General features: G+C 63.1%; 10 protein-coding genes and 1 rRNA gene. 9 read left to right on the plus strand and 2 right to left on the minus strand.

All coding sequences use genetic code 11. The annotated features are described in order from the left end of the window. Nucleotides 1-108: 108 nt before the first annotated feature. From rrf to yfiB, 7 genes are all read left to right on the plus strand, one after another. Nucleotides 109-224, plus strand: a 5S ribosomal RNA gene (gene rrf, locus QOS90_RS26410). A gap of 147 nt (nucleotides 225-371) precedes the next feature. Beyond that, nucleotides 372-3,854 (plus strand): exodeoxyribonuclease V subunit gamma, encoded by a 3,483-nt coding sequence (recC, locus tag QOS90_RS26415; protein WP_085273913.1) that lies wholly within the window; start codon nucleotides 372-374, stop codon nucleotides 3,852-3,854. After that, the gene (gene recB / locus QOS90_RS26420; RefSeq protein WP_085273914.1) at nucleotides 3,851-7,528 is read left to right on the plus strand and encodes an exodeoxyribonuclease V subunit beta; all 3,678 of its coding nucleotides are present in this window, start codon (nucleotides 3,851-3,853) and stop codon (nucleotides 7,526-7,528) included. Before recC ends, recB begins: the two co-directional genes overlap by 4 nt. Next, entirely contained in the window at nucleotides 7,525-9,600 is a 2,076-nt protein-coding gene (recD, locus tag QOS90_RS26425; RefSeq protein WP_085273915.1) for an exodeoxyribonuclease V subunit alpha, read from the plus strand. The genes recB and recD overlap by 4 nt, the downstream gene beginning before the upstream one ends. Before the next feature lie 78 nt (nucleotides 9,601-9,678). Beyond that, nucleotides 9,679-10,245, plus strand: a complete 567-nt coding sequence (gene yfiR / locus QOS90_RS26430) for a regulatory sequestration protein YfiR (protein ID WP_085273916.1) — start codon at nucleotides 9,679-9,681, stop codon at nucleotides 10,243-10,245. Further along, the gene (gene dgcN / locus QOS90_RS26435; RefSeq protein WP_085273917.1) at nucleotides 10,242-11,510 is read left to right on the plus strand and encodes a diguanylate cyclase DgcN/YfiN; all 1,269 of its coding nucleotides are present in this window, start codon (nucleotides 10,242-10,244) and stop codon (nucleotides 11,508-11,510) included. The genes yfiR and dgcN overlap by 4 nt, the downstream gene beginning before the upstream one ends. Before the next feature lie 4 nt (nucleotides 11,511-11,514). Then, nucleotides 11,515-12,003 carry an outer membrane lipoprotein YfiB gene (gene yfiB, locus QOS90_RS26440; RefSeq protein WP_027595459.1) on the plus strand — a complete coding sequence of 163 codons (489 nt, stop codon included), beginning with the start codon at nucleotides 11,515-11,517 and terminating at the stop codon, nucleotides 12,001-12,003. A gap of 174 nt (nucleotides 12,004-12,177) precedes the next feature. Here the strand turns inward: yfiB and QOS90_RS26445 are convergent, their stop codons facing one another. After that, nucleotides 12,178-12,309, minus strand: a complete 132-nt coding sequence (locus QOS90_RS26445) for a hypothetical protein (protein ID WP_256577504.1) — start codon at nucleotides 12,307-12,309, stop codon at nucleotides 12,178-12,180. 466 nt (nucleotides 12,310-12,775) lie between these two features. After that, entirely contained in the window at nucleotides 12,776-13,726 is a 951-nt protein-coding gene (locus QOS90_RS26450) for a LysR family transcriptional regulator (RefSeq protein ID WP_085273918.1), read from the minus strand. 132 nt (nucleotides 13,727-13,858) lie between these two features. Between QOS90_RS26450 and QOS90_RS26455 the strand changes: the two genes are divergently transcribed. Beyond that, a complete protein-coding gene (locus QOS90_RS26455) occupies nucleotides 13,859-15,385 on the plus strand; it encodes a CoA-acylating methylmalonate-semialdehyde dehydrogenase (protein ID WP_085273919.1) in 1,527 nt (508 codons plus the stop codon). A gap of 10 nt (nucleotides 15,386-15,395) precedes the next feature. Further along, a complete protein-coding gene (gene mmsB / locus QOS90_RS26460; protein ID WP_027595454.1) occupies nucleotides 15,396-16,283 on the plus strand; it encodes a 3-hydroxyisobutyrate dehydrogenase in 888 nt (295 codons plus the stop codon). Nucleotides 16,284-16,482 lie beyond the last annotated feature (199 nt).

Genomic DNA, 16,482 nt, shown 5'->3' on the forward strand with positions numbered 1-16,482 from the left:
TAGCGCAGATTGCGGTGGTGAAGACGAAAGACCCGAAAGTTCGTAACCACAAAATCGCATATCCGAATTCGCTGGGCTGTCCATCTGGACATTCTGGCTACAGAATTTCTTGACGACCATAGAGCATTGGAACCACCTGATCCCATCCCGAACTCAGTAGTGAAACGATGCATCGCCGATGGTAGTGTGGGGTTTCCCCATGTGAGAGTAGGTCATCGTCAAGATTCATTTCGCAAAACCCCTATCTGCGCGAGCAGGTAGGGGTTTTGTCTTTTGGGCTGGAAAAGATTTGTCGCCATGCCCGCCATAACCCCGGGCATGCCCCGTGATATGGTTCCGCATCAGAACCCACCGCTTCCAGGGAATGCTCAATGGTCAACACCACCGCCCTCCATCCCGGCTTCATGATCGTACATGGCAACCGCCTCGACGATTTGCGCAGCTTGGTGGTGAGCTGGATGCGCCGTTACCCGTTAGCGCCACTGGAAAACGAAATCGCCCTGGTGCAGAGCAACGGCATCGCCCAGTGGCTAAAACTGGCGCTGGCTGAAGACCCTGAAGAAGGGGACCTAGGCGGCTGTGGTATTGCCGCCGCGATCGATGTGCAGCTACCTGGTAGCTTCATGTGGCAGCTTTACCGGCGAGTGCTGGGCCGCGATGAGATCCCCGAAGTTTCCCTGCTCGACAAAGCACCGTTGACCTGGCGCCTCATGCGCTTGCTTCCGGCGTTGATCGAGCGCCCGCATTTCGAGCCCCTGCGCCGTTTTCTCATCGACGATAGCGACCTGCGCAAGCGTTACCAGCTTGCCGAGCGCCTGGCCGACCTGTTCGACCAGTACCAAGTCTACCGAGCCGATTGGCTCAAGGACTGGGCTGCCGGCGAGCACATCCTTAATACCGCCCGTGGCGAGCGTAAACCTTTGCCCCCTGGCAATCGCTGGCAGGCCGAATTGTGGCGGGCGCTGCTGGACGATGTCGGCGAGCAGGGCATGGCGCAAAGCCGTGCAGGTGTGCATCAACGGTTCATCGAGCGTATCAACAGCCTGGAGCAGGCACCTGTCGGCCTGCCATCGCGCGTGATCGTGTTCGGTATCTCCTCCCTGCCAGCGCAAGCATTGGAGGCTTTGGCGGGGCTTGCCCGGTTCAGCCAGGTACTGCTTTGCGTTCACAACCCGTGTCGCCATCACTGGGCCGATATCGTCGCCGACAAAGACCTGCTGCGGCATCAGTACAAACGTCAACAACGCAAGCAAGGCATGCCGCTTCTGCTGGATGACCAATCGCTACACCAGCATGCCCATCCGCTGCTGGCCGCCTGGGGCAAGCAGGGTCGTGATTACATCAACCTGCTCGACAGCTATGACGACCCCGGCAGCTACCGCGGCGTATTCAGCGAAGGGCGCATCGACCTGTTCAGCGAAGCTTCGCCGACCACGCTGCTCAACCAACTGCAAGATGACATCCTCGAACTGCGTCCACTTGCCGAAACCCGCGAACGCTGGCCGCAAGTCGACCTGGCGCAGGACCGTTCGATGCGCTTCCATGTCGCGCACAGCCCGCAACGCGAGGTGGAAATTCTCCACGACCAGTTACTGGCCCGCTTCAGCGCCGACCCTACGCTGCGCCCGCGCGATGTGATCGTGATGCTGCCGGCAATCGACACTTATGCACCCCATATCCGCGCCGTGTTCGGCCAATTGCAGCGCAACGACCCGCGCTACATCCCATTCACCCTAACCGACCAAGGCCAGCGCGGTCGCGAGCCCTTGCTGATTGCCCTGGAGCACCTGCTCAAGCTGCCAGACAGCCGCTTTGCGGTCAGTGAAGTGCTCGACCTGCTGGACGTGCCTGCTGTACGGGCCCGCTTCGGTATCCGTGAAAGCGATTTGCCCACGCTTCATCGCTGGATCGAAGGTGCCGGTATCCGCTGGGGCCTGAACGCCGAGCAACGGGCCAGCCTCGGCTTGCCTGAAGGCCTGGAACAGAACAGCTGGCGTTTCGGCCTGCGGCGCATGTTGTTGGGTTATGCCGTAGGTGTGGGTGAGGGGTGTGATGGCATTGAACCCTATGACGAAATCGGTGGCCTCGATGCGGCACTGATCGGCCCCTTGGTAGCCCTGCTGGACGCCCTTGAGGTGGCCTGCCAGGCACTGGCACAGCCGGCGACCGTCACCGAGTGGGGCGAGCGCTTGAATGCCTTGCTGCAGGTGTTTTTCCTGGCTGAGGGTGAGCACGACGAGTTTTTGCTGATGCAGTTGCAGGACCTGCGCGACGCCTGGCTGGAGGTGTGCGAAACCGTCGGCCTGCAAGACGCGCTACCGCTGACGGTGGTCCGCGAAGCGTGGTTGTCGGGGCTTGACCAAGGCAAGCTGTCCCAGCGTTTTCTGGCGGGTTCGGTGAACTTCTGCACCCTCATGCCCATGCGCGCCATCCCGTTCCGCGTGGTCTGCCTGCTGGGCATGAACGATGGTGACTACCCCCGCGCCCAGCAGCCGCTGGACTTCGACCTGATGGCCAGCGACTACCGCCCCGGTGATCGCTCGCGCCGTGAAGATGACCGTTACCTGTTGCTCGAAGCGCTGCTGTCGGCACGGGATCAGCTTTATGTCAGTTGGGTCGGGCGCAGCATCCGCGACAACAGCGAGCGCCCGGCCTCGGTGCTGATCGGCCAGTTGCGTGATCATGTGGCTGCCGGCTGGCGTTTGGCCGGTGCAGATGACGCGCCAGGCCAAGGGCCGGATGAGCGCTTGCTGCACGCCTTGACCCAGGAGCACCCGCTGCAGCCGTTCAGCCCGCGCTACTTCCAGAAGGGCAGCCCGTTGTTCAGCTTCGCCCATGAATGGCAGCTGCTGCATCGGCAAGGGCAGGACGCCACGCAGGTCGAGCCGGCTTTGCCTCCTTACGTCGACGACGAAGCACTGAGCCTGACGCAGCTGAACGATTTTCTTCGCCACCCGGTGCGGCACTTCTTCAGCCAGCGCCTGAAGGTGTTCTTCGAGGCCCTGGAGGCGCCGACGCCGGATGAAGAGCCGTTCGTCCTCGATACGCTGCAACGCTACAGCGCCAGTGAAACCCTATTGAATGCCGCGCTGGCCGACCCGGCGAATGCCGAGCAGGCCTTGCAGGTGCAGGCGCGCCGCCTGCAAGCGTGTGGCGTGTTGCCGCTTGCCGGTTTTGGCGCACTGTTGCAGGCCGATCTGATTCAGCCGCTGCCAGACCTGCTGCAACGTCATCGTCAGTTGTTGCAGCGTTGGCCACACCTGGTCGAAGGCGCATTGCCTGTGCATTACGAACAGGGCACGCACCGGCTGGAAGGCTGGCTAGGCCGGGTGTACCAGGCTGATGATCAAAGCCTGCTAAGCATCACCACCGTCCCGAACACCATCAGTGCCGGGCGCAACAACTATAAATGGCACCGGTTGATCGCACCCTGGGTCATGCACCTGGCTGCCTGCGCTGCGGGTTATCCGCTGAACAGTGCGCTGGTGGCCAGTGACCTGACCTTGCTCCTCGCACCTTTACCGCAAGACCAGGCGGCGCAATTGCTCGGCGACCTGTTGGTTGCACGCCAGGCCGCCATGAATGCGCCGCTGCCGGTGGCCGCCAAAACGGCCTTCGCCTGGCTGGCCCAAGACGATGCCGACAAAGCGCTGGCCGCGGCTGCTCGCGCCTATGAAGGCGATGAGCGCAACAGTTTTGGCGAGCGCAGCGAGAGCATCGCCCTGGCGCGGCAGTTCCATGACTTCGCCGCGCTCACCGCCGACGAAACCTTTGAAGGTTGGTGCGAAACCCTGTACCGCCCCTTGTTCAACGCACCCTGGCAGGCCCTGGGCAACCCGGAGAGTGGCGCATGACCCAGGACCGTCCCCTGGCACTGAGTTTCCCCTTGCACGGCAGCCAGCTGATTGAAGCAAGTGCCGGCACCGGCAAGACGTTTACCATCTCGGCGCTGTACCTGCGGCTCATCCTCGGGCACGGGGGCGAACAGGCCTTCGGCCGTGAACTGCTGCCCCCGCAGATTCTGGTGGTGACCTTTACCGACGCCGCCACCAAAGAGCTGCGCGAACGTATCCGCGCCCGCTTGGCCGAGGCGGCGCGGTTCTTCCGTGGCGAGCTTGACGCTGCCGACCCACTGCTGCACCAGTTGCGCGACGATTACCCGCAAGAGGCTTGGCCACGTTGTGCCAGCCGCCTGGAAATCGCCGTGCAATGGATGGACGAAGCCGCAGTGTCGACCATCCACGGTTGGTGCCAGCGCATGCTTCGCGAGCACGCGTTCGACAGCGGCAGCCTGTTCACCCAGACACTCGAGACCGATCACAGCGATTTGCTGGGCCAGGTCATGCGCGATTACTGGCGCCGGTTCTGCTATGGCATGCAAGGTGAGGCCCTGGCCTGGGTGCGTGGGCATTGGGGCAGCCCCGACGCGCTGTTGCCGCGGATTCGCCCGCTGTTCGGCCGGGTACGGGCACAGCAGGACGGGCAAGCGCCCGAAGCGTTGATTCAAACCGCGCTTGGGCAACGTACCGAGCAGTTGGCTGCGCTCAAGGCGCCCTGGGCACAATGGGCCGAGGAACTGCGGCAGATCTGCCGCGATGCCGTGGCCGCCAAGCAGGCCGACGGGCGCAAGATGCAGGCACGCTATTTTGAACCCTGGTTCGACAAGCTGTGCGCCTGGGCCGGCGACGAGCAGGCCGTGGAGCTCGATCTTGGCACCGGCTTCACCCGCCTGACGCCAGCGGGCATGGCCGAGGCCTGGAAGTCTGGCGAGCCACCCGATCACCCCGGGCTGCACGCCATGCAAACGCTGCAGCAACAGTTGCAGGCCCTCGCCAGCCCGGATGCGCAGTTGCTTGAACACGCTGCTGGCTGGGTGTCGGCGCGCTTCGAAGTGGAAAAGCGCCGGCGCGCCGAGATGGGCTTCGACGACATGCTGCTGCGGCTGCAACATGCCTTGGCCAGTGAGGCCGGCGAGCGCCTAGCCGGGTTGATTCGTGAGCAGTTCCCGGTAGCGCTGATCGACGAATTCCAGGACACCGACCCGGTCCAGTACGGGATTTTCGAGCGGATCTACCAGATCAGCGAGAACCGCCCTGAAACCGGGCTGTTCATGATTGGCGACCCCAAGCAGGCGATCTATGCCTTCCGCGGTGCCGACATCTATACCTACCTCGCTGCCCGGCGCGCCACCACCGGGCGTCTGCACAGCCTGGACACCAACTACCGTTCGAGCCAGGCCATGGTCGCGGCGGTAAACCAGGTGTTTCTCCAGGCCGAGGCCCGAAGCCAGGGGCGAGGGGCGTTTCTGTTCCGTGAAGCGCAAGACAACCCGTTGCCCTTCATCGAGGTCCGCGCCAAAGGCCGTAGCGAGCACCTGCTGGTGGACGGCCAGCCAAGTGCAGCCCTGCAATGCTGGCACCTGCAGAGCGAAGAGCCGGTATCGAGCAGCGTTTACCGCCAGCACCTGGCTGCCAGCTGCGCCAGCCATATCGTCGCCTTGCTCAACGGTGGGCAGCAGGGTACGGCGGGTTTCCGCAACGGCGAAGGTGAACTGCGCCCCTGCCTGCCTTCGGATATCGCCATTCTCGTGCGCGACGGCCACGAGGCACAGATGGTCCGTGCCGAACTGGCCGCGCGTGAGGTGCGCAGCGTGTACCTGTCCGACAAGGACTCGGTGTTCGCCGCCCAAGAGGCGCATGACCTGCTGGCCTGGCTCAAGGCCTGCGCCGAGCCGGATTCGGAGCGCCTGCTCAAGGCCGCGCTGGCCAGCCTTACGCTCAACCTGTCACTGGCGGCGCTGGACAAGCTGAACCAGGACGAACGGGTGTGGGAAGACTGGGTCATGCGTTTTCGGCGCTATCGCGATACCTGGCAGCGCCAAGGCGTGCTGCCGATGCTGCGCCACCTGCTGCACGACTTCCAGTTGCCGCGCACGCTCATCGCCCGCAGTGACGGCGAGCGTGTGCTAACCAACCTGCTGCACCTGGCCGAGCTGTTGCAACAGGCGGCGGGCGAGCTTGATGGCGAGCAAGCGTTGATTCGTCACCTGGCCGAACACCTGGCCAGCTCCGGTCAGGCCGGTGAAGAACAGATCCTGCGGCTGGAGAGCGATGAGCAACTGGTCAAAGTGGTGACCATCCACAAGTCCAAGGGCCTCGAATACCCCTTGGTCTACTTGCCGTTCATCTGCACCAGCAAGCCCGTGGACGGTACCCGCCTGCCCTTGGCCTGGCATGACAGCCAAGGCAACGCGCACCTGACGTTAACCCCTGACCAGGAACAGATCGCCCGCGCCGACGACGAGCGCCTGGCCGAAGACCTGCGTCTGCTCTACGTGGCCCTGACCCGCGCCCAGCATGCCTGCTGGCTTGGCGTCGCCGACCTCAAGCGCGGCAACCAGAAGAGCTCGCAACTGCACCGCTCAGCCCTCGGTTACCTGCTTGGCGGTGGCCTTGCGTTGACGGGGTCCGGGCAATTGGCGGACTGGCTGCAGGCGTTGGCATCAAGCTGCCCGTACATTGAGTGCCCGCCGCTGCCGCTGGCCGACGAGCAGCTGTACCGCACGCCACATGCCGAACGTGAGCTGCTGCCTGCGCGCAAGCCCCGGCGAGCGGCCGCCGAGCACTGGTGGATTGCGTCCTATAGTGCCTTGCGCGTCGGTGACCAGACCCTCGGTGCCGACAGCTCACAGGCTCAGCAGCTGCTGGATGACGAAGTCCTCGATGCGCAACTGCTGCGCGAGGTGCCGGCTGAAGGGGGGGATATCCACCGCTTCCCACGCGGGCCAAACCCCGGCACCTTCCTGCATGGCCTGCTGGAATGGGCCGGCCGAGAAGGCTTCGCCGAAGTCAGCGGCAACCCCGAGCTGATCGAGCGCACGGTCGGGCAGCGCTGCAATCGCCGTGACTGGACCGGCTGGATCCCGACGCTGACGCCGTGGCTGCGCCAGTTGCTGAACGAACCGCTGCCTGTCCTTGCCAACGACGTAAGCCTCACCCTGGCGCACCTGCGTCACTACCAGATCGAAATGGAATTCTGGTTCGCCAGCCATCAGGTCGACGCCGAACAGCTCGATCAACTGGTGGCGCGTTATACGCACCCAGGCCAGGCGCGGCCGGCGGCACAGCCGACGCTGCTCAACGGCATGTTCAAGGGCTTCATCGACCTGGCGTTCGAGCTGGACGGGCGCTATTACGTGGCCGATTACAAATCCAACTGGCTGGGCCCGGACATCCAGTCCTACGACAGCCAGGCCATGGAAAAGGCCATCCTCGAGCATCGTTACGACTTGCAGTACGTGCTCTACCTGCTGGCCCTGCACCGCCAACTGCGCGCCCGCCTGCCTGACTACGATTACGACCGCCATGTCGGCGGCGCCCTGTTCATCTTCCTGCGCGGTGCCAACAGCAGCGGTCATGGTGTGTACTTCGTCAAGCCGCCGCGGGCACTGATCGAAGCCCTCGATGCGCTGTTCCGTGGCGAGCATGCACCCGCACAGCAGGACCTGTTTGCCGGAGCCGCACCATGAGCCGAACCCTCACCGACCTGCTGCCCACGCCGCTGCACGCCGAACACCTGCTGGCCCTGGCGCCGCAGCGTGTCAGCGCTGACCTGCTGCAACTGCTGGACCGTTGGGTCGAGCGTGGCTGGCTGCGAGCCCTCGACCGCGCGTTCGTGTCGTTTCTCGAAGAGCGTGCCCCGGGCAGCGACCCCTTGCTATTGCTGGCGGCTGCCCTGGCGAGCCATCAGCTGGGCCACGGCCATGTCTGCCTGGACTTGCAGCAAACCCTGGCCGAACCGGACTTTGCGCTGTCGCTGCCGCCAGAAGGCGACGCCTTGATCGGCCCCTTGCTGCTGCCTTCGCAACTGCTTGCAAACCTGGACCTTCTGGCCTGGCGCCAGCGCATCGCTGCCAGCCCACTGGTGGCCGCTGGCGACACGCCAGGCCAGCAGGCACGGCCGCTGGTGCTCAGCGGCGAGCGCCTGTACCTGCGCCGCTATTGGAACTACGAACGGCGCATCGACCAGAACTTGCGCCAGCGCCTGAGCCAGGATGAAGCCGCACCGGCCGACTTGCCGGCGCGCCTGGCACAGCTGTTCGACGCGGGTGCCCTGGCCGGTCAGGTTGATTGGCAAAAGCTGGCGTGCGCCCTGGCGACCCGCGCCGGCTTCAGCATCATCACCGGCGGCCCTGGCACCGGCAAGACCACCACGGTGGTGCGTCTGCTGGCCTTGCTGCAGGCCCCGGCGGTGGAGCAGGGCAGGCCTCTGCGTATTCGCCTGGCCGCGCCGACCGGCAAGGCCGCTGCGCGCTTGACCGAATCCATTGGCCAGCAGGTCGAGCGCCTGCAAGTCAGCGCAGCCGTGCGCGGGCAGATCCCCACCGAGGTCAGCACCGTGCACCGGCTGCTGGGCAGCCGCCCCGGGTCGCGGCATTTCCGTCATCACGCGGGCAACCCGTTGCCATTGGACGTGCTGGTGGTCGACGAAGCCTCGATGATCGACTTGGAGATGATGGCCAACCTCCTCGACGCCCTGCCACCCCGCGCACGGCTGATCCTGCTGGGTGACAAAGACCAGTTGGCCTCGGTCGAGGCGGGGGCGGTATTGGGCGACCTGTGCCGGGATGCCGAAGAGGGCTGTTACTCACCCGCGACCCAGGCGTGGCTGGAGCAGATTGGTGGCCAGTCGCTGGAAGGCAGCGGTCTCAAAGCCGGTGATGCGCAGCGCAATCCGCTGGCCCAGCAGGTAGTGATGCTGCGTTTCTCCCGGCGCTTCGGCGAAGGCAGCGGGATTGGCCGGTTGGCGCGGCTGGTCAACCGTCAGGAATCCCATGCGGCGCGTAATCTGCTCGCGATGCCACCGCCGGATGTCAATGGCCTGGCGCTGAAGAACGAACACGATCGAGCCTTCGACCGTCTACTGCTCGACGGCCTCAACCGCGGCGCAGAAGGGCCTCAAGGCTATCGCAGCTACCTTCGAACACTGGGCCGCTATCGGCCGGCTCCGGCAACCGCGTTCGATGACCCGCTCTGGGAACGATGGGCAAGCAAGGTGCTGCACAGTTTCGAGGACTTCCAGCTGCTCTGCGCGGTACGCAGGGGCGCATGGGGTGTCGAAGGCCTTAACGAACGGGTGGCGCGGGTGCTGCACAACGCCGGGCTGATCGACGCTCAGCAGCCTTGGTATGAGGGCCGGCCGGTGCTGGTGACCCGTAACGATTATGGCCTGGGCCTGATGAACGGCGACATCGGCATCGCCTTGCGCCTGCCCGACGAGCGGGGCGAGCCCCTGCTACGGGTTGCCTTCCCGCGTAACGACGGCAACGGTGGGGTACGTTTCGTCTTGCCAAGCCGGCTTAACGAAGTGGAAACCGTGTTCGCCATGACGGTGCACAAGTCCCAGGGCTCGGAGTTCAGCCATACCGCCCTGGTGCTGCCGGACGCCCTTAACCCGGTGCTGACCAAAGAGCTTGTGTACACCGGCATCACCCGGGCCAAGCATTGCTTCAGCCTGATCGAACCACGGCAGGGCATCTTCGAGGAGGCGGTGTCGCGCAAGGTGCGGCGCATTTCCGGCCTGATGCTCGAACAGGTCTGACACTGGCCGCCAGGTACGATTGGCGGCCATGTGCTATCGTTGCGCCAACATCTGAAAGGACTTCGAGAGATTTCCCACATGACCGTGGCCGGAAGGCGAGTGACGCGCTGTACGCTTTCGCTGTTGCTGGCGGTCCTGTTACTACTGGCAGGCCCTGCCTGGGCGGAAACCTCAGCAACCGCTGTGCAGGCCCAGCAACGTGCCAAGGCTGTCACCCAGGTGGTGTTGGGCATCCTCAGTTACGCCCGCTGGCCCGTCGAGCCTACGCCCCTGCGCCTGTGCCTGATCGGCCCCACCGAATACGCAGACGACCTGATCAAGGGCCATGTGCAAGAGTCCGGGCGGCCGCTGCAGGTGCGTCGACTGCTGGCTGACGATGTGCAGGTTGCCCAGGCCTGTGATGCCATCTACATCGGTAAACTCGATCAGGGCCAGCGCGACCGCTTGTTCCAGCGTGTCAGCGGTCATCCGGTGCTGAGCATCAGCGAGGCCGACGACCCGTGTACGGTCGGCAGCCTGTTCTGCCTGCGGGTCAGCGACCAGCAGGTCGCCTTTGAAGTGAACCTCGATTCCGTGGCCCGTTCCGGCGTACGCATCCACCCCAGTGTGCTGCAATTGTCGCGGCGCCGAGGTGTGCAGCCATGAAAACGACCAACAGGCGTATTCGCCCGACCCTGCGTTCGGTGCTCGGCCGTGGGCACCTCAGTGTCGCTCTGCTCGCCGTGGGCCTGGTCGGTATTTCGCTGACCGTGCTGGGCGTGCTTGCCCTGCAGGTCTATGCCAACCACAACCTGCACCTTATCGCCCGCTCGATCACCTACACCGTCGAAGCCGCCGTGGTATTCGACGATAGCGTTGCGGCCAGTGAGGCACTGGCACTGATTGCCAGTACCGAAGAGGTGGCCGACGCCAAGGTCTTTAACAATGAAGGCGAGCAACTGGCCCACTGGCAACGCAATGACAGCGGCATGCTCGCGCACCTGGAAAGCCAGGTCGCCACCGCGCTGCTGGACGAGCCGGTCAACCTGCCGATCATTCACCAGCAGCAGAAGGTCGGGCATATCGAACTGATTGGCCAAGGCCGTAGCCTGTTGTTGTTCCTGCTCGGCGGGTTGGGCGGGATCCTGTTGTGCATGGTACTCAGCGCCGTCATCGCCCTGTATTTGTCGCGGCGCCTGCTCGGCGACATCGTTCGCCCATTGCGCGCCCTGGCCAGCGTTGCCCATGCAGCCCGCCGTGAACGTCGTTTCGACCGCCGCGTGCCAGAAGCCCCGATCGCCGAGCTCAACGAGCTGAGTAACGACTTCAACGCCTTGCTCGATGAACTTGAGGTGTGGCACAGCCACCTGCAGAGCGAAAACCAGACCCTCGCTCACCAGGCCAGCCACGACAGCCTGACCGGCCTGCCCAACCGCGCCTTTTTCGAAGGCCGCCTTAGCCGCAGCCTGCGCAACGCTGCGCGGCAGCAGGATCATCTGGCGCTGCTGTTCCTCGACAGTGACCACTTCAAGCAGATCAACGACAGCCTCGGCCATGCCGTGGGCGATGAAGTGCTGATCAGCGTGGCCGACCGCATTCGCGCCCAACTGCGTGAGCATGACCTGGTGGCGCGCCTGGGCGGCGACGAGTTCGCGGTGTTGCTGACACCGCTGCAGTCCCGCTCAGACGCCGAACTCATCGCCGAGAAAATCGTCGCCAGCATGAAACTGCCGGTACAGCTGGACAGTGGCAGCAGCATTGCCACCTCGCTGAGTGTCGGCATCGCCTTTTACCCCCAGGATGGCACTGACCCTGCCAGCCTTCTCGACGCCGCCGATGCGGCAATGTACCAGGCCAAGCGTAAGCACCGTGGTCATTGGCAAGTGGCGCAGACGGAACGGTCCGCCACCGAAATCAAGAACAGGAGTTGAACCCGTGATTCATCGTTTGCGTTTTCCCCTTTGGGCGTTATTGCTCGCCATGCTGGCGCTTACCGGTTGCCAGACCACACCCAAGGGGCTAACTGCTGAGCAAATCGCTGTGCTCAAGCGTGAAGGTTTTGCCCCGACTGATGAAGGTTGGGCGTTTGACCTGTCCGGCAAGGTACTGTTTGGCAGTGACCTGGACAGCCTCAATGGCCAGAGCCAGGCGATCGTCGAGCGAATTGGCAAAGCGTTGCTGGGCGTAGGTCTCCAACGCGTGCGGGTGGATGGCCACGCGGATGCGTCGGGCAGGGCCACCTATAACCAGCAATTGTCCGAGCGCCGCGCACAGAGCGTGGCCAGAACGCTGATCGGGGTCGGCATGCCCGCGCAGAACATCCAGACCCGCGGCCTGGGCAGCACCCAGCCGGTGGCGGACAACCGCAGCAGCGCCGGGCGCACCGAAAATCGACGCGTATCGATCATCGTGGCGTCCTACTGAACAGACCCACCCTGTACGGGGCTGTGGCTGAGGGTCGCATCAGCCCTGAGCAAACCGCATTTCGCGGGTCTCGCCCATCGACAGCGGGGCATTCGCCACTGTCGACTGGGTCAAGAGAGAAATGTCGCAATAACAAGAAACCCGCCGAAGCGGGTTTCCGTTTACTGTTTACTCTCAGCCACGCTTGCGGCTGCGATAACCCTCAAACTGCATCAGCATGAAATAAGCCACCGCAAGCACCGCAGCGGACTTCTGGAAGATAAAGTTTTCATTAACAAACACAGCGACGTCGGCAATCGTAGTCATTGCTCTTCTTCTCTTTTGGTTAGTATCAGTACGCGATCTACTGACACACATAGGCTGCACTATTGTTTTTATGAAATCAACTATGCACTTTCGGTTAAGTTCGGTATATATCTCGATAACCTATAACGGGACTGCATAAAAATAGGGTGTTTTGTTAACGATATGCTAACCATGGAGCCTTGATGTGGCTTCGGGTGGCAATTGTTACAAGTTGTGTACCGGCTTTTTTTACAAACCCCCTGTTAGGTTTTGTACGAAAAGTATGGTCATCCGTCGTTGTGGGAGCGGGCTTGCCCCGCGATCTGCCGCAACGCGGCAGCAAAGCTGAATTCGCGGCGTCTTTGCACTATTTGATATCGGGTAGAGGAGCGCTTCGCACTCCATCGCGGGGCAAGCCCGCTCCCACAAAACTTTCGTATAGAGCCTAATACTGGTTAGGATGGGGCACCCCTGACTCCTTGTCGATCTACCCCTGAGCAAACCGCATTTCGCGCGTATCGCCCATCAACAAAGGCGCATTCGCCTCGGTCACCTCGCGAATGTAATCCCACAACAGGGTTATCCGCTTCAGCTTCCTCAAGTCCTCCCGGCAATACATCCAGAACTGCCGCGTCACCTCGATCTCTTTCGGTAACACCGTCACCAGCCGCGGGTCCTGCGCGGCCAGAAAACACGGCAAGATTGCCAGCCCACGCCCCTGCAATGCCGCGGTGTACTGGGCAATCACGCTGGTACTGCGCAAATGCGCATTGGCATTGGGAATCAGGTTGGCCAGGTACAACAGCTCCGAACTGAACGCCAGGTCATCCACATAACTAATGAACGGGTGCTTCGCCAAGTCCCCGACCTGCCGAATCGGCGCGTGGTTATCCAGGTATGTCTGGGTTGCGTACAGCCGCAGCCGGTAGTCGCACAGCTTGCAGCACACATAAGGGCCGTGTTCAGGCCGTTCCAGGGCGATGACGATATCCGCCTCGCGCTTGGACAGGCTGATGAAGTGCGGCAACGGCAAGATGTCCACCGAAATGGCCGGATACGCATCGACGAAGTGGCTGAGTTGCGGCGTGACGAAGAAGCTGCCAAAGCCTTCGGTGCAGCCCATGCGCACATGCCCCGACAACGCCACGCCCGACCCCGAAACCTGCTCGCACGCCATGTGCAGAGTGCTTTCGATCGACTCGGCATAGCCCAGCAGGCGCTGGCCTTCGGCGGTCAGGACGAAGCCGTTGGTCCGGGATTTTTCGAACAACAACGTGCCCAGCGCACCCTCCAGCGAGGTGATGCGCCGTGACACCGTGGTGTAGTCGACGCTCAGGCGCTTGGCGGCGCTACTGGCTTTGCGGGTGCGGGCCACTTCGAGGAAGAACTTCAGGTCGTCCCAGTTGAGCGCGCTCAGGGATGTGAGGTCTTTTTGCATGATGATCCGGTTTTTTTGTGCGTTCTTGTTGGATGTTTGCACATCTATACTCGAAAAAAGCCCCAGGACGCCACCTCGCGTTTGCACGGCGCTGGCGATCTCGACCCGACAATAATTCCAAGGAGAACCCAGATGAACGCACCTCAATCCCCCGACCAGACCAAGGTCGCGCAGGTCAAGCTGCTGATCGATGGCCAATGGGTCGAATCCAAGACCACCGAATGGCGCGACATCGTCAACCCGGCCACCCAAGAGGTGTTGGCGCGGGTGCCGTTCGCCACCGTCGAGGAAGTCGACGCTGCCGTGGCCGCTGCCCATCGCGCCTTCAAGACCTGGCGTGACACCCCAATCGGCGCGCGCATGCGCATCATGCTCAAGCTGCAGGCGCTGATCCGCGAACACACCAAACGCATCGCCCAAACCCTCAGCGCCGAGCAGGGTAAAACCCTCGCCGATGCCGAAGGCGACATCTTCCGCGGCCTGGAAGTGGTCGAGCACGCCGCTTCGATCGGCACCCTGCAGATGGGCGAGTTCGCCGAGAACGTTGCCGGCGGCGTCGACACCTACACCTTGCGCCAGCCGATCGGCGTGTGCGCGGGCATCACCCCGTTCAACTTCCCGGCCATGATCCCGCTGTGGATGTTCCCCATGGCCATCGTCTGCGGCAACACCTTCGTGCTCAAGCCTTCCGAGCAGGACCCACTGTCGACCATGATGCTGGTGGAGCTGGCGCTGGAAGCCGGCGTGCCGGCCGGTGTGCTCAACGTGGTGCATGGCGGCAAGCAGGTAGTGGATGCGATCTGCACCCATCAAGACATCAAGGCGATCTCGTTCGTCGGCTCTACCGAAGTGGGCACCCACGTCTACAACCTGGGCAGCCAGCACGGCAAGCGCGTGCAGTCGATGATGGGCGCGAAGAACCACGCCGTGGTGCTGCCTGACGCTAACCGCACCCAAACCGTCAACGCCCTGGTCGGCGCGGCCTTTGGCGCTGCCGGCCAGCGCTGCATGGCAACCTCCGTGGCGGTGCTGGTGGGCAAGGCCCGCGAGTGGCTGCCGGACATCAAAGAGGCCGCGAGCAAGCTCAAGGTCAATGCCGGCTCCGAGCCGGGCACCGATGTCGGGCCGGTGGTATCCAAGCGGGCCAAGGAGCGGGTACTGGGCTTGATCGAAAGCGGCATCAAGGAAGGCGCCAAGCTCGAACTCGATGGCCGCGGCGTCACGGTGCCGGGCTATGAGCAAGGTAACTTCGTTGGCCCGACCCTGTTCTCTGGGGTTAAAACCGACATGCAGGTCTACACCCAGGAAATCTTCGGCCCGGTGCTGGTGACCTTGGAAGTCGACACCCTCGATGAAGCGATCGCCCTGGTCAACAGCAACCCGTTCGGCAACGGCACCGGCCTGTTCACCCAGAGCGGCGCGGCTGCACGCAAGTTCCAGAGCGAAATCGACATCGGCCAGGTCGGCATCAATATCCCGATCCCGGTACCGGTACCGTTCTTCAGCTTCACCGGCTCGCGCGGCTCCAAGCTGGGTGATCTCGGCCCTTACGGCAAGCAAGTGGTGCAGTTCTACACTCAGACCAAGACCGTCACCGCCCGCTGGTTCGATGACGACAGCGTCAATGACGGTGTGAACACCACCATCAGCCTGCGCTAAGGAGTTCGCCATGCGTATTGCATTCATCGGCCTGGGCAACATGGGCGCGCCCATGGCCCGCAACCTGATCAAGGCCGGGCATCAGCTGAACCTGTTTGACTTGAACAAGACTGTGCTGGCCGAGCTCGCCGAACTGGGCGGGCAGGTCAGCCCGTCACCCAAGGAGGCGGCGGCCAACAGTGAGCTGGTGATCACCATGCTGCCGGCCGCAGCCCATGTGCGCAGCGTCTATCTGAACGATGATGGCGTGCTGGCGGGCATACGCCCCGGCACGCCGACCGTGGACTGCAGCACCATCGACCCGCAGACCGCCCGCGAGGTGTCCAAGGCCGCAGCGGCCAAAGGCGTCGACATGGGCGATGCGCCGGTGTCCGGTGGTACGGGCGGCGCGGCGGCCGGCACCCTGACCTTCATGGTCGGTGCCAGTGCCGAGCTGTTTGCCACGCTCAAACCGGTGCTGGAGCAGATGGGCCGCAACATCGTGCACTGTGGTGAGGTCGGCACAGGGCAGATCGCCAAGATCTGCAACAACCTGCTGCTGGGCATCTCGATGATCGGCGTGTCAGAGGCCATGGCCCTGGGTAACGCACTGGGCATCGACACCAAAGTGCTGGCCGGCATCATCAACAGCTCGACCGGGCGTTGCTGGAGTTCAGACACGTACAACCCGTGGCCCGGCATCATCGAGACCGCACCAGCTTCACGCGGTTACACCGGCGGCTTTGGCGCCGAATTGATGCTCAAGGACTTGGGGCTGGCTACCGAAGCTGCACGCCAGGCGCACCAGCCGGTGATTCTAGGTGCCGTGGCACAGCAGCTGTATCAGGCAATGAGCCTGCGCGGGGAGGGTGGTAAAGACTTCTCGGCCATCGTCGAGGGGTACCGCAAGCAGGATTGACGAGCGAGGTGTACTTCATCGCGGGCCAGGCGGCCTTCCCTCTGTAACTGCGCACCAGAGGGAAGGGCACCTGCTCCGCGATTTTTTTTGCCCTGAACGTGCAGGCTTGAATGCCTCTTGTAGGAGCAGCCTTGTGCTGCGAAGAGGCCAGCCAAGGCAACACAATTGCTATGCCTGGTTTGGCCCTTTCGCAGCGCAA

Source organism: Pseudomonas sp. LAIL14HWK12:I10 (genome assembly GCF_900184205.1).
Lineage (GTDB): Bacteria > Pseudomonadota > Gammaproteobacteria > Pseudomonadales > Pseudomonadaceae > Aquipseudomonas > Aquipseudomonas kermanshahensis.

Bases quoted from the DNA above. Each gene is read 5' to 3' on its own strand.
- yfiR (WP_085273916.1), top strand. From the start codon at position 9,679: ATGACCGTGGCCGGAAGGCGAGTGACGCGCTGTACGCTTTCGCTGTTG.
- dgcN (WP_085273917.1), top strand. From the start codon at position 10,242: ATGAAAACGACCAACAGGCGTATTCGCCCGACCCTGCGTTCGGTGCTC.
- recC (WP_085273913.1), top strand. From the start codon at position 372: ATGGTCAACACCACCGCCCTCCATCCCGGCTTCATGATCGTACATGGC.
- QOS90_RS26455 (WP_085273919.1), top strand. From the start codon at position 13,859: ATGAACGCACCTCAATCCCCCGACCAGACCAAGGTCGCGCAGGTCAAG.
- mmsB (WP_027595454.1), top strand. From the start codon at position 15,396: ATGCGTATTGCATTCATCGGCCTGGGCAACATGGGCGCGCCCATGGCC.
- recB (WP_085273914.1), top strand. From the start codon at position 3,851: ATGACCCAGGACCGTCCCCTGGCACTGAGTTTCCCCTTGCACGGCAGC.
- recD (WP_085273915.1), top strand. From the start codon at position 7,525: ATGAGCCGAACCCTCACCGACCTGCTGCCCACGCCGCTGCACGCCGAA.
- QOS90_RS26445 (WP_256577504.1), bottom strand. From the start codon at position 12,309: ATGACTACGATTGCCGACGTCGCTGTGTTTGTTAATGAAAACTTTATC.
- QOS90_RS26450 (WP_085273918.1), bottom strand. From the start codon at position 13,726: ATGCAAAAAGACCTCACATCCCTGAGCGCGCTCAACTGGGACGACCTG.